The 20776-nt window shown below is 36.8% G+C and carries 19 protein-coding genes; 16 read left to right on the top strand and 3 right to left on the bottom strand.

Annotated features, from left to right (window positions below; all coding sequences use genetic code 11):
- Positions 1–268 precede the first annotated feature (268 nt).
- On the bottom strand, positions 269–613 hold the full coding sequence (locus AAC601_RS06890; RefSeq protein WP_340152853.1) for a hypothetical protein: 345 nt from the start codon (positions 611–613) through the stop codon (positions 269–271).
- 466 nt (positions 614–1079) lie between these two features.
- Here AAC601_RS06890 and AAC601_RS06885 point away from each other — a divergent pair, with 466 nt between their 5' ends.
- The 4 genes from AAC601_RS06885 (at position 1080) to AAC601_RS06870 (ending at position 7079) form a co-directional block, all read left to right on the top strand.
- A complete protein-coding gene (locus tag AAC601_RS06885) occupies positions 1080–2045 on the top strand; it encodes an NAD(P)-dependent alcohol dehydrogenase (RefSeq protein WP_303271236.1) in 966 nt (321 codons plus the stop codon).
- A 272-nt stretch (positions 2046–2317) separates the two neighbouring features.
- A complete protein-coding gene (locus tag AAC601_RS06880; RefSeq protein WP_303271235.1) occupies positions 2318–3205 on the top strand; it encodes a DUF808 domain-containing protein in 888 nt (295 codons plus the stop codon).
- Positions 3206–3395: 190 nt separating this feature from the next.
- Positions 3396–6254, top strand: a complete 2859-nt coding sequence (locus AAC601_RS06875) for an insulinase family protein (RefSeq protein ID WP_340152852.1) — start codon at positions 3396–3398, stop codon at positions 6252–6254.
- Between the two features lie 12 nt (positions 6255–6266).
- On the top strand, positions 6267–7079 hold the full coding sequence (locus tag AAC601_RS06870; protein WP_340152851.1) for a crotonase/enoyl-CoA hydratase family protein: 813 nt from the start codon (positions 6267–6269) through the stop codon (positions 7077–7079).
- A 103-nt stretch (positions 7080–7182) separates the two neighbouring features.
- Here the strand turns inward: AAC601_RS06870 and AAC601_RS06865 are convergent, their stop codons facing one another.
- Positions 7183–7920: an acyl-CoA desaturase gene (locus AAC601_RS06865; protein ID WP_303271229.1), complete on the bottom strand. Its 738-nt coding sequence runs from the start codon at positions 7918–7920 to the stop codon at positions 7183–7185.
- 243 nt (positions 7921–8163) lie between these two features.
- On the opposite strand from AAC601_RS06865, the gene AAC601_RS06860 reads away from it, so the two are divergent.
- From AAC601_RS06860 to AAC601_RS06825, 8 genes are all read left to right on the top strand, one after another.
- Positions 8164–8709 carry a Crp/Fnr family transcriptional regulator gene (locus tag AAC601_RS06860; protein ID WP_340152850.1) on the top strand — a complete coding sequence of 182 codons (546 nt, stop codon included), beginning with the start codon at positions 8164–8166 and terminating at the stop codon, positions 8707–8709.
- Between the two features lie 67 nt (positions 8710–8776).
- The gene (locus AAC601_RS06855; protein WP_303271224.1) at positions 8777–10291 is read left to right on the top strand and encodes a glutamate synthase-related protein; all 1515 of its coding nucleotides are present in this window, start codon (positions 8777–8779) and stop codon (positions 10289–10291) included.
- Between the two features lie 228 nt (positions 10292–10519).
- Positions 10520–11197 (top strand): porin family protein, encoded by a 678-nt coding sequence (locus tag AAC601_RS06850; RefSeq protein WP_303271222.1) that lies wholly within the window; start codon positions 10520–10522, stop codon positions 11195–11197.
- Positions 11198–11666: 469 nt separating this feature from the next.
- Entirely contained in the window at positions 11667–12005 is a 339-nt protein-coding gene (locus AAC601_RS06845) for a type II toxin-antitoxin system HigB family toxin (protein ID WP_303271221.1), read from the top strand.
- 5 nt (positions 12006–12010) lie between these two features.
- On the top strand, positions 12011–12565 hold the full coding sequence (locus AAC601_RS06840; protein WP_303271219.1) for a transcriptional regulator: 555 nt from the start codon (positions 12011–12013) through the stop codon (positions 12563–12565).
- A gap of 197 nt (positions 12566–12762) precedes the next feature.
- Positions 12763–13539 carry a hypothetical protein gene (locus tag AAC601_RS06835; RefSeq protein ID WP_303271217.1) on the top strand — a complete coding sequence of 259 codons (777 nt, stop codon included), beginning with the start codon at positions 12763–12765 and terminating at the stop codon, positions 13537–13539.
- 92 nt (positions 13540–13631) lie between these two features.
- On the top strand, positions 13632–14627 hold the full coding sequence (locus AAC601_RS06830; RefSeq protein WP_303271215.1) for a hypothetical protein: 996 nt from the start codon (positions 13632–13634) through the stop codon (positions 14625–14627).
- Between the two features lie 299 nt (positions 14628–14926).
- Entirely contained in the window at positions 14927–15238 is a 312-nt protein-coding gene (locus tag AAC601_RS06825; RefSeq protein ID WP_303271213.1) for a hypothetical protein, read from the top strand.
- A gap of 426 nt (positions 15239–15664) precedes the next feature.
- Here AAC601_RS06825 and AAC601_RS06820 read toward each other — a convergent pair whose 3' ends face one another.
- Positions 15665–16492 (bottom strand): hypothetical protein, encoded by an 828-nt coding sequence (locus AAC601_RS06820; RefSeq protein WP_303271212.1) that lies wholly within the window; start codon positions 16490–16492, stop codon positions 15665–15667.
- A gap of 269 nt (positions 16493–16761) precedes the next feature.
- Between AAC601_RS06820 and AAC601_RS06815 the strand changes: the two genes are divergently transcribed.
- From AAC601_RS06815 to AAC601_RS06800, 4 genes are all read left to right on the top strand, one after another.
- Positions 16762–18753, top strand: coding sequence for a TetM/TetW/TetO/TetS family tetracycline resistance ribosomal protection protein (locus tag AAC601_RS06815; protein ID WP_303271210.1), 1992 nt, complete (start codon positions 16762–16764; stop codon positions 18751–18753).
- A gap of 271 nt (positions 18754–19024) precedes the next feature.
- Positions 19025–19600, top strand: coding sequence for a Crp/Fnr family transcriptional regulator (locus AAC601_RS06810; RefSeq protein ID WP_303271208.1), 576 nt, complete (start codon positions 19025–19027; stop codon positions 19598–19600).
- An 85-nt stretch (positions 19601–19685) separates the two neighbouring features.
- Positions 19686–20096: a hypothetical protein gene (locus AAC601_RS06805; RefSeq protein ID WP_303271206.1), complete on the top strand. Its 411-nt coding sequence runs from the start codon at positions 19686–19688 to the stop codon at positions 20094–20096.
- 11 nt (positions 20097–20107) lie between these two features.
- Positions 20108–20710, top strand: coding sequence for an START domain-containing protein (locus tag AAC601_RS06800; RefSeq protein WP_303271204.1), 603 nt, complete (start codon positions 20108–20110; stop codon positions 20708–20710).
- Positions 20711–20776: the final 66 nt, after the last annotated feature.

Below are 20776 nucleotides of genomic sequence, written 5' to 3'. Positions count from 1 at the left end.
TTTAGTCATATTTGCCAAAACAATTCCTTTTTCTAAGACTAAATCGAGCTTATTTCCGCAAACTCTTTTTTTATAAAGGCACTTTTGTAGAATAGTCCTTCTTATCAAATATACTTCTCTCATTTGAAAATTGAATTTTGGAAATGTTAGCTTCTCCCAGTTGTTCTAGCAATCCTTCTGCTTCACTCCAATTCCAAAAATACCATTTGTGAGCAAAAGGAATGGAATTTACTTCTTGATAATCAGCATATGAAATCGCATGAGGGTTTTAAGCTGCTTTTTCTGCATTTCTATTGTCAAAAGTAACAATATAAGACATCGCCTCTAATAGATCAATTTCAGAATTTTGATAGATCATGTACCAATCATCAGGAGCATCGCCTACATTTTCACCAAATGTCATCTTATTAGTTTTTAAAGCCTGATTTTCAGTATACGGTAATGACTGAACTGCTGAATGATAAGTTCCCGGCTCGTTTAATTTGAAGGGAGTCATAAAAAAGTAAGACCAAGTCAAAGCATCAAAGCGAGCACCCTCATACAAACTGTCTTCTGGCTGTAGCCAAATATCTTGCCCGTCAAAAAGCATAGAAGTACCATTATTCTTGAGCACCAAAACCTTCGATGAGTTAGTGGTGCTATAAATTCGTGATTTAGCCTTTCATTGCCGCCAAAATTGAGTTTAATATCAAAGCCTATGACTTCTCCAGTTTTATATTTGTCCACTTCGTGTGCATCTTGAATGGAGGCGGCCAAGGGATGCACTTCCTCCTCCGTGCTTGAAACTTCATTTGTTTCTTTTGTACTCTTTTCTTCAGGTGTAACTCAGGCCGCAATGACCATTAGTAATAGGGTGTAAAAGAGGGTTTTCATGACTTTTCATTAGCGTCAAAAACGAAGTTAGTAAAGCTGGGCAAACTTAACTGTCAGTCAAATATCATTTTTTGAATTGTTGGAAAAGTAGCCATTTTGTTGATTATCCTCATTTTTATTTAAATACTTTTCGAGATTTTTTGCGCAAAAACGCTATATTCAGAAATTGAACGCTTTTTTTATATCTACTACTACACTCAATCCTGATGAAAGCCATTTTTTGTTCTCAATACACATCTCCCGAAAAGCTAGAAATTAAAGAAATTCCAAATCCAATTCCGGGAAAACTAGAAGTATTAGTAAAAATACATGCAACTGCAATCAATGATTATGACTGGGGAATGGTAAGAGGTAAACCTTACTTGTATCGCTTGATATTTGGCCTAAGGAAACCGAAGCACCCGATTCCAGGGATGGAACTGTCGGGCGTAGTTGAAGATACTGGAGATGGGGTTACAGCTTTCAAAAAAGGGGATGCTGTGTTTGGAGATTTATCGGAGTTTGGCTTCGGTAGCTTTGCTGAATATATTGCTATAAATGAAAAAGCTTTAATGTTAAAACCAGAAGCAATGAGTCACGAAGAGGCGACTGCCATACCACATGCTGCATTACTAGCGTATCAAGGACTAGTGAAGAAAGGAGGAATTCAGAAAGGGCAGAAGATTTTGATCAATGGCGCTGGTGGAGGAGTAGGTACTTTTGCTTTGCAGATTGCTAAGCAATATGATGCAGAAGTTACAGGTGTGGACACAGGAGAAAAACTCAATAATATGAAGGCCATTGGCTATGACCATATCATCGATTACAAAAAAGAGAATTTCACCAAAAGAGGAGAGCGCTACGATTTAATTCTAGACGCGAAAACTTCTCAATCGACTTGGGCATATTTAAAAGCCCTAGAGCCAAAAGGAAAGTATATTTCGGTTGGTGGTACAAATAGTAAACTCATGCAACTGGCGATCACCAAAGGATTGATCTCCGGCCTCACAAAAAAGAAGTGTCAGATCTTGGCTCTTCAGCCCAATGAAGGGCTTGATATCATCAATCAGTTTTATGCCGAAGGTAAAATTAAACCCGTTATCGATGGGCCTTATGCCTTTCAAGAAATCCCGCGATTGATCCAATATTTTGGAGAAGGAAAGCATACAGGCAAAGTGGTTATTAGGCTTTAAAATATACACTAGTGCAACAGCTCTCAATTTAACGTCTCTTTACTCCACGGCTAATTGGTCCTATTGGTAATTATGTCCAAACATGTCAGGTTTGGATTTGATATTATTGATGAAAACACCATCATATTCACTTCCTTTAATTATTGAAAACTCATAGCTTTCTACGAGGCGAAGGAGGCTTTAGGCTTGCTTTCATAAAAGCAATCATATTTAATTCATTTGTTAAATTGAGACAGATGATATTAACTTGCGACACATTAATTTTATAAACTATGGCTTCTGGATTTTTTGCTTTACTGGATGATATTTCAATGTTGATGGATGACGTGGCCACGCTCAGTAAAGTGGCTGGCAAGAAAACGGCAGGAATACTTGGAGATGATCTGGCGGTCAACGCAGAGAAGGCATCTGGCTTTATGGCCTCAAGAGAGATTCCGGTGCTTTGGGCCATCACAAAAGGTTCTTTTCTCAATAAAATTATCATTTTACCACTAGCATTTTTACTGAGTGCATTTGTCCCTGAGGCCATTCACATCATTCTGTTGCTAGGAGGTTTATATCTTGCCTATGAAGGTGCAGAAAAGATCTATGCGTATTTCTTCCATCCTGCACCCAAGAAAAAAATAGAAAATGTTGAAAAACTGACTAAAGAGGAAGCCTTAAGCAAAGAAAAGGAAAAAGTGAAATCCGCTATTGTCACCGATTTCATTTTATCAGTGGAAATTATCATTATCGCTTTAGGCACGGTTGAAAAGGAAAGCTTGCTTAATCAAATTATGGTGGTTTCAATAATTGCTTTATTAGCTACAGTCGGGGTTTACGGAATAGTTGCACTTATCGTTAGAATGGATGAATTTGGAGTAAGATTAATAAACTTAAATGAACAAGATAATAGCTTTTCAGATAAAATCGGAAAATTTTTGGTTCAAGCACTACCGAAGGTAATTAAGAGCTTGACCGTAATAGGGACCATCGCATTGCTTCTAGTTTCTGGGGGAATTTTTGCTCATAATATTCACTTTTTGCATGATCTACTGCCAAGTGTTCCATCATTTATTACTGAATTCTTTATTGGGCTTATCGTGGGTATAGTAATGTTGCCCATAGTGAATTTAGCAACTGCTATTTTGAAAAAAGTTAGGTCTAACAGATTAGAATAATTTTTTTCTTGAACGAAAACACCTAGCGGTTTGAAGACTTACAAAGGGGGTTCTAACAAAACCCCCGCAGAAGATCTTTTTTACTTTGAATGCTACACATTCTACAGGCCTGATTTTCTTTAATTGTTCTTGATAACTGCATAGTATTTATTATTATATTACAGCATTATCTATCAACGAACTAATTAAAATGAGAAATCTATTATTTCCACTGCTACTGTTGACCTCAAGTATTTTATGCGCTCAAGATCCAATAATAAATGTCGAACAGTACGAGCTTCCCAATGGACTGAAAGTTTATTTAAATGAAGACAAAAATGCTAGTAATGTATATGGCGCTGTTTGGGTAAATGCAGGAGGTAAAGATGATCCGGCAGAGGCAACAGGAATTGCCCACTATCTTGAACATATGCTGTTCAAGGGAACGGACGAACTAGGCACTCAAAACTACGAAACTGAAAAGACGCACCTTGACTCCATAAAGATTTTGTATGATGAACTAGCAATTACCAAAAGTCCTGAGACGAAGCTTCAAATTCAAAAGATGATTAATGCACAAGAATTGAAAGCTTCGCAATTTGCAATACCCAATGAATTTGACCGCCTGGTTAAATCAATTGGAGGCAGTGGAGTAAATGCCGGAACGAATTACGACTATACGTATTACTATAATTTTTTTCCAGCCAATCAGATGACCAAGTGGCTTGATATTTACTCCCACAGGTTTCAAAACCCTGTTTTTCGACTTTTTCAAAGTGAGCTCGAAGCAGTTTACGAAGAAAAAAATAGGGCAGGAGATGATTTGCAACGAAGAGTATTTACCAAATTCAATGAATATATTTATGGGGATCATCCTTATAGCACCCAAACTGTTTTGGGCAGTGTGGAGCATTTAAAGAATCCCTCCTTAACCAAAATGTATGAGTATTTTCAAAAATATTATGTGGCCAATAATATGGCTTTAGTGCTCTCGGGAAATTTCGATGCTACAGAGGTTAAGCCTTTGATTACCGAATCATTTGGTAAATTAAAGAGAGGAAAAGAACCGGAATTTCCTCAGTATACAAGAAACAGTTTTGATGGAAGAGAAGTGGAAAAGGTCAGAATAACACCCATAAAAGTGGGCTTCATGGGATATAAATTGGTGCCGGCAGGGCATCCTGATCGTCCTGCTTTGGAAATAGTGGGTGGAATGATGTCTAACAGTAACCAAACAGGCTTTATCGATAAAATGAATCTCAATAACGAGCTTTTATATGCAGGAGGGGAGCAGGATTTTCTGGAAGAAGATGGATCAGCCTTCATTTTCTTTGTGCCAAAAGTTTTTGGGGGGAGCCTTAAGAAATTTGAGGGCAAGATTAGAGACGGTTTTCAGGAAATTGCAAAAGGCAATTTTACTGATGAGTATTTTGAATCTGTAAAGTTTGGCATTTACAGGAATTATGAGCTTTCCATGGAAAATTTAAGTACAAGAGGTCGCACATTGGGTCTAAGTTTCATCTACGATATTGATTATAAAGACTACCTATCATTTCCTGAAAAGATTAGAAACATTTCGAAAGAAGAAGTACAAAAAGCAGCTGAAAAATACTATGGGGATGACTATTTCACTTTACAATCAAGAACAGGATTTCCTAAAAAAACGAAGCTAGAGAAGCCCTCTTATAAGCCTATTTCTGAACGCACGGAAGAATCCTCAGCTTATGCTAAAAGATTCCAGGCACTTCCAGAGAACCAAGCAGAACCAAATTTTATAGATCTAAAAAATGATTTTGGGATTACCGATGATTATATTTTTTACACTAAAAATATGCTTAATGATATTTTCACCCTTCGCTTTAGTATTGCTGGAGGAATTACGAAAGATCCCGACTATGCCCTCTTAGCGGAAGCGCTCAACAGCACAGGCACTAGTGATTTTTCGGCCGCTGATTTGAAAAGAAAATTCGCGGATGTAGGGGCCACCTATTTTTTTAATGCAGACTATAATTCATTCGATATTTCAATAACGGGTTTAGACAATAAGTTCGATGAGACGGTAGACTTGATTGAAACTTTAATAGCAGATTTCAATCCTACCAACAAAACCATCAAACTTCTTTATAATCAGCGAAAAACGGAGAATAAGCTCAACAACAATAATCCTGCGACAGGTGGCAGTATCCTTTATAGCTATGGACTTTTTGGTGAACAGTCCAGTTATAAAAGCCGAATGCCAGCGGGAAAATTAAAAAAATTAGAACCTGCTGTGCTCAAGAACAAAATGCAGGCACTTCTAAGTAATGGAATGAGTTCCATCCATTACGTAGGACAAAAGGAGGAGACTGAGTTAATAGAAAAGATCTCAGCATCTACATTATTCAGAAAAAACGCTATTGATCAATACACATTCTTGGAAGCAGAGGATGTAGCGGAAACCACCTTTTATGTGGTAAACGACAAAAAGTCAATCCAAAGCTATGTATATTATATAGTAAATGGTGAGCCGTTGAATTATGAGGAGGATTATAAAAAGGAGGCATTCAATTCTTACTATACCAATAGCCTGTCAGGACTGTTATTTCAAGAAGTACGTGAATTCAGATCATTGGCATATTCAACAGGAGGGAATTATATAGACCCTATCTACGAGCCCGAGAAAAGGGGTAGATTAGTTTTATTCACCGGTTCTCAATCTGATAAAACAACTGATGCAGTTAGTGTCGTTTTAGGGCTTATCAATGACATGCCAACTTATGAAAGCAGGCTGTCCTCTATAAAAGATGGTTTGATATTGACATCGAGTTCCAGCAGACCGGACTTCCGACTGCTATCACGAACCGCAGAATCATTTATAAAAACAGGTTATTTGCAAGATCCTAATGAAATTAATTTCGAGCAATACTCAAAACTGGAGTTTGACGACATTGTGTCGTTTTATGAGAAAAATATTAAAAATAAGCCTGTAACGGTTACCATTTATGGAGATGCGTCAAAGTTCGATCTTGATAGGTTGAGAACCTTAGGCCCTGTAAAGGAGCTAGAGCTTGATGATATCATAGTTGAATAAAAGCAATAGGAAATGAAATACGATTTTTTTAGAGTTGAGATTGAAAATAAAGTAGCAACAGTAAGCTTTAACCGTCCGGAAAAATCCAATGCAATTCATATGCCGGCTTGGAAGGAGATGAAGGAAATCTTTAATTCACTTTCCGAAAGGGCAGAAGTACGAGCTATTGTATTAGCTGGAGCGGGAAAAAACTTTTGCGCGGGCATTGATTTGGAATTGCTGATGTCGGTAAGTCAATACCAAAAGATTGAATGTGCAGGAAGAAGAAGTGAGGAAATCAGAAGATTAGTATTTACTCTTCAAGAAGCCGTAAACGCCATCGAAAAATGTAAGAAACCTGTTTTGGCTGCTGTGCATGGTGGCTGCATAGGTGGGGGAGTCGATATCATTGCCGCTTGTGATATGCGCTATTGCAGTGATGATGCCTATTTTACCATAAAAGAAATTGACTTAGGAATGGTAGCCGATTTAGGAACTTTGCAACGCCTGCCCAAATTAATTTCTCCTGGTATGGTTTCCGAAATGGCCTATACGGGCAGAAAAATGGACGGCAAAGAGGCCAAGGAAATTGGGCTAGTCAATCAATCTTATTCTTCAAGAGATGAAATGATGGAAAGTACTCATAAACTGGCTACTACAATAGCTTCAAAATCTCCTTTGTCCATTCGAGGCACCAAAGAAGTATTGAAATACAGCCGAGATCATTCGGTGGAAGACTCACTGCAGTATATGGCTACCTGGAACGCTGCCATGTTACTTTCTGATGATTTTAGTGAAGCTTTTAAAGCCAGCATGGAAAAACGCGCTCCTAATTTTAAAGATTAAGCAAGCATCTGTCAAACTTTAAACAAGACAAAATTTGACAGCTCATCCCGATTACAAAAAGATGATTTAAGGTGGCGACTATAGCAATTGCAAGTCAAATTCTTTACACCTTGACTTTCTTCATCTGAATAATACCAAACTTGTTCAATACTTTCATGATCAAGTAAGTTGGGTCAATCTCGTGCCATCTCACACCTCCAAAATTAGGATTGCCACTTCTTTTATGATGGTTGTTATGATAGGCTTCCCCCATCATCAAAAAATCGAAGGGTAGAAAATTCTTGGAAGTATCCTTCACTTTGAAATTTATGTAACCATAGATATGTGCAAACCAATTAATGATGGCCCCGTGAATAGGTGCCATTAAAAAAACTAAAGGTAGCAATAGCCATTGCCATAAAGCAGTTGCAAAAAAGTAAAAGAAAGCAATATATACTGCCGCCCATAGCACTCTTGAAAAGATTGAACTAGCAAAAAGATCAAAGCTTTTCCATTGCGGTACATTGGTGGTGAATTTCTCTTCCACCTTAATTCGTCCTTTATTAATATCTTGATAGATCTTTTTGGTTTTCCACATCATAGCGAAAAGCGTTTTATCATATTTAGGAGAATGCGGATCGTTTTCTGTATCCGTATAAGCATGATGTATTCTATGCATAATGCCGTAGCCATAAGCACTTAAATAACTACTTCCCTGGAAAACCCAGGTTAATATATAAGTAAGTTTTTCCATAAATTTAGACATGCTAAAAGTTTGGTGGGCTGCATAACGATGAAGAAAGAAAGTCTGAAAGAAAAGACCTCCATACCATAATACTAGGATAAAAATAATAATAGCCATTGCTTAATGTGGGTAACGAGATAAATAAATAAAATATTTCAATAAGAAAGGTGACTCGATAGGCGTGCTTTACTTCGAATTGAATTCCACTGCAAATAACAGCAAAAACTTTAAATTGTTCATGCTAAGAAAGTGCATATATTTTTGGCATAACGCATTATCTACTTTCTCCTTTATTATGAAACCTAAGGCATTAGCAACTAGTCTATCAAATTCCTCTTGCAAAATTATTATATTTACTAAATGGAGAATTTAGCATCCATATTAGAAAATAACTCAAGCGTCAAAAACAAAAGCTATCGTAAGGGAGAAATCATTCAGCACTCCGGTGAACTCAATGCCCATAGATATTATGTTAAAAAAGGCATAGTAAGAAGCTACATTATTGACAGCAAAGGTAAAGAACACATTTTTAGTTTTGCGCCTGAAGGATGGATTGTGGGCGATATAGAATCATTGGAATACGACAAACCCGGACAGCTTTTTATTGATTGTCTGGAAGATGCTGAGGTAATGATTTTTGATCAAGATAGCTTCTCCATCACCAGCCTTTCAAACCAAGAAATTACTGAATATACCCATCTTTTATACAGAAGAATGGGAATTTTGCAACGCAGGGTATTGATGTTGATGAGTGCTCCTGCCATAGATCGATACCAATACTTTCTGAAAACTTATCCCGAACTCCCCAATCGAATCCCGCAACGAATGATAGCTGCTTTTTTAGGGATTACACCTCAGGCCCTTAGCACACTTAGATCTAAAATGACTTTTTTGGAAGGGCCGTAATTTATTAATCTAGATGAATGTAGGATAAATTTTAACTACTGAACTTGACCTTTAAAAATAACCCATCATGAGTAAACCTAAGATAGCCGACAGAAAACCCATTAAAGTTGAACTTACTAAAGGCGAAGAAAAATATTGGTGTGCCTGCGGATTAAGTCAGAATCAACCATTTTGTGATGGTTCCCACAGGAAAACTGATATAACGCCTAAGCAATTTGTGGCCGAAGAAACAGGCGATGCCTATCTCTGCATGTGTAAGCATAGCAAAAATCCGCCTTATTGCGATGGAACACATGCCACGTTAAAAGAAGAATTAGACGATAGCACCAAAAGCGAGACGGCTTCTTCCTCGGATTCTACCAAAGAAGAACCTACTTTGGCTTATATTAAGGCACTGGCCAAAGATGGCTTATCCAAAACTGGGCATCACGGAGAAATGGGCGCTATGGGTGTACCAGGCCCGGAATTGCCGCAATGGAAAGACATCCAAATTTTGGCAGCCCAATTGGCTACCAAACCTTTGATGGAAGATGTCCCTGTGGCTACCGAACTAATCATCGGTCCTAATGCTAAAAAACCTTTAAAACTGGACATCCCCTTATTTGTGTCTGATATGAGTTTTGGTGCTTTGTCTGAAGAAGCTAAAGTAGCCCTTTCCAAAGGAGCGGAATTAGCCGGAACCGGCATTTGCTCTGGCGAAGGCGGTATGCTGAATGAAGAACAAGCCGCTAATTCTAGATATTTTTATGAATACGCTTCCGCCAAATTTGGCTTTGAGTGGGAGAAACTAAAGCGCGTGCAAGCCTTCCATTTTAAAGGCGGACAAGGCGCGAAAACCGGAACAGGCGGACATCTTTCTGCCAATAAAGTAGTGGGTAAAATTGCAGAAGTGCGGAATTTGAAAGAGGGCACTGCAGCCGTTTCACCGCCTACTTTTGATGATTTGCATACGCCTCAAGACTTTAAAGCTTTTGCCGATAAAGTTCGGGAAGTAACGGGTGGTATTCCCATCGGTTTTAAGCTGTCGGCCAATCACATCGAAGCCGATATACAATTTGCCTTAGACGCCAGTGCGGATTACATCATTTTAGATGGCAGAGGAGGCGGAACAGGGGCCGCGCCTTTGATTTTTAGAAATAATATTTCCGTACCAACTATTCCTGCTTTGGCCAGAGCTAGAAAGTATCTGGATAAAATGGATAGAAAAGATGTGACCTTAATTATTACAGGCGGCATCCGTGTACCAGATGATTTTATCAAGGCTTTAGCACTGGGTGCAGATGGGATTGCTGTATCCAATTCAGCTTTGCAATCTATTGGGTGTGTAGCGGCCAGAATGTGCAATACCAACAACTGCCCGGCAGGCGTAGCCACCCAGAAACCGGAATTAAGGAAATTGATCAATATCGATAAATCAGCTCATCAGCTTCATAATTTCTTTAGTGCCTCCACCGAACTTATGGAAGTAATGGCCAGGGCTTGTGGACATGATCATTTGAATAAATTCAATCCCAAGGACATCACTAGCTGGAAGAAAGACATGGCAGAATTGACGGGGGTTAAGTTTGGTGGGGTATCATAAAGCTAAGTTGTGAATTAGGCTGTCTTATCCTGAAATAGCTTTACACAAATAAAGCCCCATAGCGCAAGTGTCCGCTTGGCATATTGCCTAAAACCTAGATAGTCTTTATTTTCAACTCAAATTGGATTTGTTTTGCTTAACCTCTATCATTGCATCTGCTTTACAAATGCGTAATTTCAGCCTTCCTTTTAGAAAAAAGATGACGAGAAAGAAAAATGAAACTCTAATATGAGCAAAATAAGCAAAACCCTATTAATCTATATTGTCTCATTTGTGCTTTTTAGTAATGTAGCCCACGGCCAAGATATTTTTCTTATGGGTGGGGTCAATTTTTCGAAACTGGGACAGCAAAAAGATAATACATCCTCAATCAATAGGGAGTACAGACCCGGTTTTCATATTGGCCCAGCAGTTGCTATGAAACTGAACGATCATTTTGATCTTATCCCTTCATTGCTGTTTTCTTTAAAAAGAGAATACAGTGAATCAACGATATATATTCCCAGATTTGATAACACCAATGCATCTTACAGATATGATTTTAAATCTTCCATTAATGAGTATTATCTAGATTTACCAATAACCCTAAAATTCAATTTTAAGCTTGGAGAGCAAAAATTATATGCTTTGGCAGGACCTTATGTTAACTTAAGACTATTTGATGATAGCACTACGGAATTATTTATAGATGGCGAAGCTAGTGAATTTGAAAATCAATTTGAAGCAAAATTTAGTAACCGAATTGACTATGGTATTCAAGTTGGTCTAGGTGCAGAATTAAAGTCATACGTTATTCAAGCGACCTACGACTACGGATTTTACAGGACAATGAAATATGAAGACATTCCGTTTGAAGAATCGGTAAGAAATGCGGTTGCCAGAATTACTTTTGGGTATAAATTTTAAACCTAATGTAGAATTTGAAAAGGATTTTAAGCTTTTTTAGCTAATCATTGCAAAATTACTAGTGCGTTCTCCACCGCTCAAATAGCATAAGTGTCCACTTATGCTTTTGACTATTCTCCAAAATTTCCCTCGAATCGCGCAAGCATCCACTTGTGCTTGCCAGTAACAACATACACTGCCACCCATTTACCCAATCCACTTTTCCAACTAGCCTAAAAACAAGATCAATTGAATTTTTTGATAACTTCTATATGTGCAATTTCTAATTTTGTTATGGATTAATTATCTTTCAAATTCAACATTTGCCAAAACCTGAAAAGTCCCGTTCGATTTTAATTTTCCGCTTTTTGGCAATAACTAATTAATTGATTAGAGACACAATTGAGAACCAATCAATTGTTATTATCAATATAAATATTTTAAATGTTCGGAAAAATTCCGAACTATTTTTTGTTTATTTGCATTACTAATGAGGCTAGTCAATAAAAAGGCATTAGAAAAATTAAAAAGGAAGAATAAAGGAAATGTTTCATTAACAACTGCCATTGATAAACTGATAAAGGATATTGAAGATCACAGCTGGAAAAATCAAACTGAGCTGAATATGACCAGACCAGATGCAGATTGTGTCCATAATGATGGATTCTACTTTTTTAATATTAATATCCATAGAACGATGATCCTTATTGAGTTTGAAGATAATGAAGCTTCAGTAGTTTGGGTCGGAACCCATCAAGAGTTTGAAACAACATTTAAGAACAATAAGAATACTATTAAAAAATGGCTGAATGCTAATGATTGGATTTAATTTTTATGCAAACACAACTAGACATATCGAAAATATTGGAAGCAGGAAAAATTGCAAATGAATTGGAATTTGAGAGAGCTTTAATTGCCGATCGAAAATTAAGAGTTCTTGCTAAAGAAGATTCAAAATATAAAGCTGTTCGCAAGAAATTAAGAGACTTAATTACTGCTTATGAAGACAAAAATTGGTCTTTCAGCTCAAAAATAACGAATAAAAAAATACAGGATAGTGATTTAGCAGAAGTTATAGCTGAAAAAGAAAGGCAATTCATTCAAAAGAGGAAAGAGTTAATCAGAAAGAAACTTAAAAGTTTAAGTTTAACACAGCAAAACCTTGGTGAAATTTTAGGACATAGAAGCAAATCCTATATGTCTGAATTAATGAATGGAGTCAGCCCCTTTTCCTTAAAAGATTTGATTATCATTAACCGATTGCTAAAAATTGATCTGACTCACTTGATCCCTACTTTCTTAGCTCCTGCAGATAAGATGAAAATTAAAAACTCTCTTGAAAAGCTCAATAATTCAAAGCTTCGTGAGGAGGATATTGAATTGGTTTGATTACTGAATACCATTAATTCTTAGAACTAAAATTTTTATAGAACTATATCTTTGGAAGTAATATATACCAGCACATGAAAAATGCTTTACTAATCTAATTCATACTGACAACTACAATTGGATTTAGTCAATCTCAAAAATCACTAAGCGAATTATTATGGGAAAGAGTTAACACTTGCTATAGTAGGTTTGAGGATATGAATGACGATGGAAAGCCGGACTTTGAAAAAATAGATGATTCTCAAAATGGCTATTTGAAAGTTTGGGGCGGCTGGCCAACCTGTGGCTGTTCTTGTAGTTCTACTGTGGGGGCTTACAAAAACAATAAAGACCATTATATTTTCTTGCAGTCAGAGGAATTTAATTGCAGTTGGACAAAGGAAAGTTCATCAAATAAAAGTCTGGAGGAAATTATGCCTGATAATTTTGGTTTAAATTCATTTTCAAGCCAGGCCATTAATGACAATCTTGAAACGCCTAGTTTTTTTATCGAATTCGAAATTCCAAGAGTTGGTACTGACACTCATGTAGAAATTGAATTGGTCCCTTTCGGATTGAAACCATCTGGTGAAAATGCTATTTGTTACTCTTATAAGCAAGAAGAGTACAATTCAAGAAATTGGACTAATTTGTCGGGCATCAAAGATATTGTGGAAGAAATTGGCACTAGCACTACATTAGAACTCATATTAGCAGGGGATTTCGAGAAAATAAATCGAGAAGATGTTAAGGTAATCTCTAAATACATTGGATCAGGCTATAATGAATTCAAAACAAGAACTGACTTGCAAAATACACTCAAAGAATTAAAGCTTGCTTATGAAATTTATAATCAACTAGAATATACTGAACTGACCTTAGGCTGGAATCGAGATGAATCGAAATTCTATATTAAAGAAGTGGGCAAGAAAAAGGAGAAACAATCTTTCAGAGATTTTTTAATAGAGAATGAATATTGGGGGATGATATGTTGAAACTGCCCAATTGAACACTCAATTGGTCCAAGCGTCTGCTTGGATCAGTGAAAAATTTCGGAAATTTATGCATCAAACAAGCTACATAGAAAATGAATATTAAATTAATCCACCTACTTTTTTTAGTAATATTTGCTTGTAGCCCAAGGCAGGAAACAAATCAGAGTAAAACTGTCAAAAGCAAAGATCAAACTATTCAAAAAGCAGTTATACAAAAAGAGGAAACCTTACAAAAAGCACTAAAAAATGAGGTGGAGGACAAAAAAGAAACCCCTCAAAATAATTGTGATGATTATTTCAAGAGTCGGTACCCCAATGATTCCGTTAAAGCAAGTTTAATAGATGAAATTATAAGTATCAAAGGCGATAGTTTGTCTGCCAATAATTTGAAGTTATTGAAGTCACTAAAAACTCAAGAGAAAACCCTGGCTTTCAAACACTCAATAAATCCAGTATTTAGGCTTAAGAAAGAGGAGCTTAGCTTAATTTTTTATCCTCACTATGAAAGAACTAAAGAAGGTGTACCAGTTCCAGTGTCAAAAGAAATTGATCTCATCAAAAGGTATGATACTACGAACAATGAATTGGCCTTTTTATCGAATAAGATTAAGTATTTTCCGCAAATTCTAGATTCTATCTATTCGGGACAGGAAAAGCCGTTCATTTATTTTTATACACCAAGTAAAATGGATTCAACTCGTGTAATAGATCTCGGTAAATTTTATGGTGAATGCCTGTACTATCATGAATACATATTAGATCCAACTTATATCGCTATGCGAGATTCATTGCTATTAGCTAGTTCTATGAAATTGGATTTAGCATTTGGAAATGAGCCTAGAATAGACTCCCTTATTCAAGAGGGTTACAATAAGGCTTGTCTGGACTGTCCCTCAAGCGAATACCTAGCTAAAACCTTTGCAAAGCTAGAAGGCACCGATAATTTATATCTTACTTATGCCGATTCCTTTCCAATAAATGATGAATATGACACACCTTTCAGAGCATTGGTAATGATAAATGAAGGTATTGAAGTCAAGTATCTGTGGTACTCAGAAGTAGATCTATTTGGGTGTAGCTGCTTGTAATGAATTGCTGTGGATATATCAATCTAAAGTAGATCTCTATGCAACCTAAACTTCTCAAATACAATTCAGATGTAGAGAATGTGATTGAGGAATAATGTCAAACTAAATCTCCACACAAATTTTCATGATTTTTAATTCCTCATTCATAATTAAATTTTTTCGATGAATAGTGCTATTTATATGGTGAAAAATGGAACTGTATTCCTATATTTACAATTCATCAATAACCGAAACCTTTAGAAACACTGCTGTTAGGCGTTCAGATAGGAGTAAAAGAATTTCAAAACCTATCTGAGAGTTTGAGTAGAATTTTAATCAAAAACCCAACCACAATGGCCCATAATTTAAAATTAGGTATTTATCAGTTCAATTTAAGGTATCAATCCAAGAGAAAAAGTTTAAAAATTGAAGAGGCTTTTGAACATGTAATTAGAAACGAAAGTGATAAGAAGAAAAAATATGAAAAAATTGTCAAAGCATATATAAAATCGTTTAAAGGACAATTCACAAAAATTCAAGATAAGACAAAATCAATAATTCCATTAGATCTTCACTTTCATAGTGGAGAGAATATAATCTATGGCAGTTTAAAGGGAGGGCTTCCGAGATAGAAAGAGAAATTTATAAAGGTAATGATGCCAGCAAGCCTATCGGGAAAATCAATGAGGATAATGAATTAATAATTATTATGCGTTAATTAAAAGGGAGAATCTATAGGTATGTTTATTACGAATTGAATTCCACTGCAAAGAACAGTAAAAACCTTAAATTGTTTATACTTTGGAAGTAGATATGTTTTTAGGGCACTGATTTTTTTAGCTTTGCTCCAGCCTTAGTTGCTTTACAAATCATTATCCCTCATCAATTATTATTTTCTTTCGCGCGCTCTTGATGTAGAGAGTAAGGCGGATTTTTAAATTAGGTATTTGTAATGAGGGTAAAGTGATTATTTAAAACAAGTTGAAAAGTCGATCTTGATAGAGTCGTCAACAATCATTTAAAATAGTATTTACCCCTTCAAGCTAATGGAACCAGGCTTAATTTGAACAATTATAGGAATAAGAATGCTCTACTCTTATTGAACCATCACCTGAAAGCGATTGAGTCTTCAAAATGGTATCGTTTTCATTAAAAAAAGTTTTTTCGGATCCAGACAATGATGTACCACCGTTGCTATATCTTTTAACCTCATTCATATCATCACTATATTCATATTCAGTTTTGAAAGTAACTTCTCCATTGATGTCTTTTGTTAAAATCTCTTGGATTAGGCCTTCAGAATTATATGTATATTCTAAAGTAGCATCATGACGGTCAACCAAATGATCACGGTAGGCTTCTACTAGCTTATCTCCTTCATATGTATTTGTATATAGCGTATGATAAACAATAGATCCGGAGATATTAAAATTCTTATATTCCTCAATGTTTCCCTTTTCATCAAAATATGACTCTTGGATGGCATTGGTCTTATCGGATAAGGTTTCAATCTTCTTGCGTTCAGTCTTTATCATCTTCTTTTCTCCGGATGGCCAATATTCAATTGTTTTTTCACTTTCCAAAACATCGTTCATATCAAACCTCTTTGAGAGGGTTACTTGGTTTTGGCCATTATATTCAAAAGTCATATAGTAAACCAGTGAACTATCAGCTAATTCTCTGTATTCTACCCTATCAGAGCCATATCCACTGTCTACATACACGGTAGAGGTCACGCTGCTACTTTTATTATCTCGGTAAACTACCTCTAACTCACAAGATGAATCAATGCCTTCACTATCAGGTTCTGGTGCATTATCAGAGCAGCTTAAACAAATGGTAAAAAGTAATACAGTAGAAATGAGATGCTTAAAATTTATCTTCACGATTGATATTTTTTTAATGAACGGCAATAATAAGTATTTATAAGCTGAGATAAAAAAAAGGTGATAAGAAAGTTTGCTTACTGTTAAATAACAACTATTGAAATCGATTTGCAATGTACAAAGTCCTGTCTCGTCCTGATTTTACTTTACATCCCTTTGTAGTAGTCCATCCAAAAATTCCTTATTGTACCCTACATCAGCAATTGTTATACTAAATTAAGTTAGACGATCTGTAAAATTTCTAAGCAAAATGATAAGTTTGCAAGCAGATGTCAGCAAAGCGAAATTTAACCATAGGAATTTTAGCGCATGTAGATGCAGGGAAAACCTCTTTGACGGAGTGCCTACTGCACGAGGCGGGAGCCACTAACACTCAAGGCAGTGTGGATAAAGGTTCTGCTATCACGGATGGCTTGGCGCTAGAGAAAAGCAGAGGGATTTCCATCAAAGCAGCTTCTGTTAATTTCAACTGGAAACAAACGCAATTTCAGTTAGTGGATACTCCAGGGCATATTGATTTTGCAGCTGAAGTAGATCGTGCGCTTTCCGTTTTAGATGCCGTAATTTTAGTGGTTTCGGCTAAAGAAGGCGTTCAAGCTCATACTTTAAATTTATGGGAAAGCCTTAAAGAGCGTAATCTGCCCGTTATCATTTTCTTTAATAAAATCGATAGAGATGGTGTATTCCCAGAGCAGGTTTTTGCTGATTTTCAAAGGGAATTAGACGCTAAACTTTTTGCTTTAAACCTTCCCGATTTGTCGGATTCCCAGCAAATTCAAGTTATGCCTTTTGAAGCAAGTAGCAATCACAGGGATCATGCAATTCTTGATAGCTCTCTAGAAAACCTAGCCGAATGTGATGAGGCTTTTCTGGAAAAATACCTGGAAGCAAATACAGGCGAAATGTCTACCATTTTGGCGCAAGCCATCCCGCATATTCACAACGGAAGTCTTTATCCTGTGCTTTTTGGAAGTGCTAAGTTAGGGCTAGGGATTGAAGCCTTATTAGATCAGGTGGAAAAGTTGATTCCTCCTCCTTCGCATTATTTTTCTACGCCTGCTGGCAAGGTTTTTAAAGTAGAATTCCACGAAAAACTGGGAAGGTTAGCCTATATCAAGTCTTATGGCAGTCTCTTAAAAACCAAAGACAGCATTCCTTCACAAGAACTGGGCAAAGACATAAAAATCAACCAAATTTTTAAAGCCGAAGCCGCAGGTTTGGAGCAAGTTTCAGAGCTCCATCGAGGAGAAATCGGTTTGATCACTACTTCTGATATCATCCTTGCTGGAGATATTTTAGGCAATGAAAAACTTGCAGATTCTTACTCCAAAATCAGCAATGCCGTACTGGCGGTGGAGGTAAAGGCTTTAGATGAGAAGGATTACCAGAAATTAGGAGAAGCATTAGAAATTTTCAATGTGGAAGATCCTATTTTAGATTTTAAATGGTTTAAGGACGACAGAGAGTTTCATCTCAAAATTTTGGGGCCTATTCAAACCGAAGTGTTGAAAGACAGTCTAAGCCAAAGATGGGGAATTGAAGCAGAGTTCCTTCCGCCTAAAGTGATTTATAAAGAGACGCCTGGTCAATCTGCTGAAGGCTTTGTTCGCTATTGGATGCCGAAGCCTTGTTGGGCCATTATGACTTTCTTAATAGAACCTGGAGAAGCGGGAAGTGGTGTGAGCTTTGAAAACAAAGTACGCACTAGCGATATCAGCCAGAAATATATCAATGAAGTGAAAAGAGCCATTCCGTGGACCTTAAAGCAAGGCCTGCATGGCTATGAAGTTACCGATATCAAGATCACTTTGATCAAAGGTGAAGAGCATATCGTGCACTCTAACCCCGGAGATTTCTTATTAGCAACTCCAATGGGTGTTCTCAGAGGTCTGGAGAACGCAGGGACGGATCTTTTGGAACCAATGTATGCTTTTGAAATTAAAGCTCAGCAGGATCTACTTGGCCCTATTTCCAGCGATCTTAATCAAATGAGAGCACAGATAGAAGCACCGCTTTTTGATGGGGATTTTTTCATTTTGAAAGGTCGAGTTGCCGTAGCGGAAGCTATGGACTATGGGATCAAGTTTAATGCCACCACTTCGGGCAAAGGCCGTCTAAAACTGAGGCTAGATGGATATGAAAAAACAACACTTACGGATGATAAAATCCGTCCTTATAAAGGGGTTTCTCCCCTCGATGAATCGCAGTGGATCTTGCATATGCGGGGCGCTTTTAAGGCGGATGAAAGGATGATGCGCTGAGAGAAGAAAAATATTTTCGGGATTAGATAGTTAAAATGTTTAATATCAATTTAACCTGTCCTGCCCTAAGAAGCTGGTTGATTTCTTAATGCTGTCAAAGAGCCATTGTACCACGGTCAGTTCTCAAGAATTAAAAGGACATTGCAGTTTCAGCTGAGTGACTTTGGTATCTTGCCATATTGTAAAAATCAGTTCGTAAAATTTTAGAGGTAAAAGCAGTCACCATATCATCTAAATTACGATATTAGAGAAATTGACGAGTCATATACTCATGAGAAATTTAATTGCATTCTTTAGTAATGTCATACCCCTTTCAGAGGAGGCTATCAGTCTGATGAAAGATCTATTCGTCCCTGCAGAATTAAAAAAAGGAGAATACTTCATACGAAAAGGACAGTATGCGAAAGAAATTGCGTTTTTGGAGTCCGGTATCGTTCGAGCATATTACATTAATAATGAAGGTAAAGAGTATAATAAAACATTTTTTTCAGCCCCATCGATTATTGGTTCCTATGCTTCTCTTATCAGTAAACAGAAAAATGAAGTAGCTCAGCAAGCCCTCACGGATTGTAAACTTTGGAAAGCTTCCTTTGGTCGAATCGAAGAATTGTCTGCAGGCAATTTTGAAGTTGAAAGGCTTAGAAGAATCATCGCAGAAAGATATTTTTTAAGTAATGAGAAAAAAGAAATTGAGATGGCCTTGCTGGATGCTGAAAAACGCTATGTAATTCTTCAGCAGGAGTATCCAGGAATCGAACAGCAAATAGCACAGTATCATATAGCAGCATACTTGGGCATCAGTGCAACCCAACTTAGCCGGATCAGAAAATCCATGTCGCAGCACTGATTTCTTTACATATGTAAATGCAAATGGCCTTTTATAGCTGCAACTTTGCCATAGAGTTTAATGATCAACATCTAAATTTTATGACATGCAAAGTAAAGAGATTACATTCTTTAGAGCCTTTTTCATCATATCAGCAGTATGGAATTTAATAGGGGCTATTTTCGGGTATTTTAATACCGCTTACACTTTTCATGGGTTCTTCAATAGGGATTTGGCGGACCCACTTTTCTATGGAATTTATCAAGGGGCATGGGGCACCACCCTGGTATATTTCATTGGTTATGCTATTGTTGCCTACAATCCGCTGCGACATACAGGTATTGTGGTTGTGGGAGGAATTGGAAAAGTGGGTTTTGCTATTTCACTACTAAAATTCTATTTATCAGGTTTGGCGGGATCTGTGGTTTTCATAGTAATAATTGGAGACGTCATTTTTTTCCTTCTGTTCCTTTACTATTTCATGAGGTTGTATCAAACCAAAGAATCCATTCTCTAGCATAAGTAAGCATGAATATACAGACACTCGTTCTATCTATAGTCTTTGCGGGAAATTCAATTTCGGTGCTTTCTCAAACCGCCTGGGAAGTGGACTTGTCTGAAGACGATATTATCGTATACACTAGATTTGAGGAGGATTCAGAATTCAAATCGTTCAAAGCTTTTATGCTAATTGAGGCATCGCCAAATGAAATAGTGGAAGTATTGGAAAATGCTAATAACTACACCGAATGGTATGGTTTCACGAAAACAGCAAACGTGCTTGATCAGGGAAATGGCATCCAGTACAATTACGTAGAGACTATTTTTCCGTGGCCTTACAACAATAGAGATATGGTTTACAAAATGGTCATCGATAATGTTAACTCTAAAGAGGTGTTCATATCCCTGGAAGGAATTCCTGATTATCTTCCCGAAAAAAAAGGAATTGTTCGAATGAGGAAGGCGAAGGGCTTTATAAAATTAAAATCTTCAGGAAAATACACGGAGTTAACCTATCAATTTCATTCTGAGCCTGGCGAAAACATTCCGGTTTGGCTTGCTAACATTTCAATTGCTGAACTACCTTTCACAACCTTAACTGGTCTGAGAAAAATACTTGCAGAGGATTAAGCTAAAACGTCCTTCTGTTTTCCTCGGTAAATGCGTTTACATGTTCTCTAATTGGTTCAAGCGGAT

The sequence above is a fragment of the uncultured Marivirga sp. genome (assembly GCF_963974845.1).
Taxonomy (GTDB): domain Bacteria; phylum Bacteroidota; class Bacteroidia; order Cytophagales; family Cyclobacteriaceae; genus Marivirga; species Marivirga harenae.
Note: the sequence above shows the minus strand (reverse complement) of the source record. Positions and strands in the feature narration are given on the sequence as shown.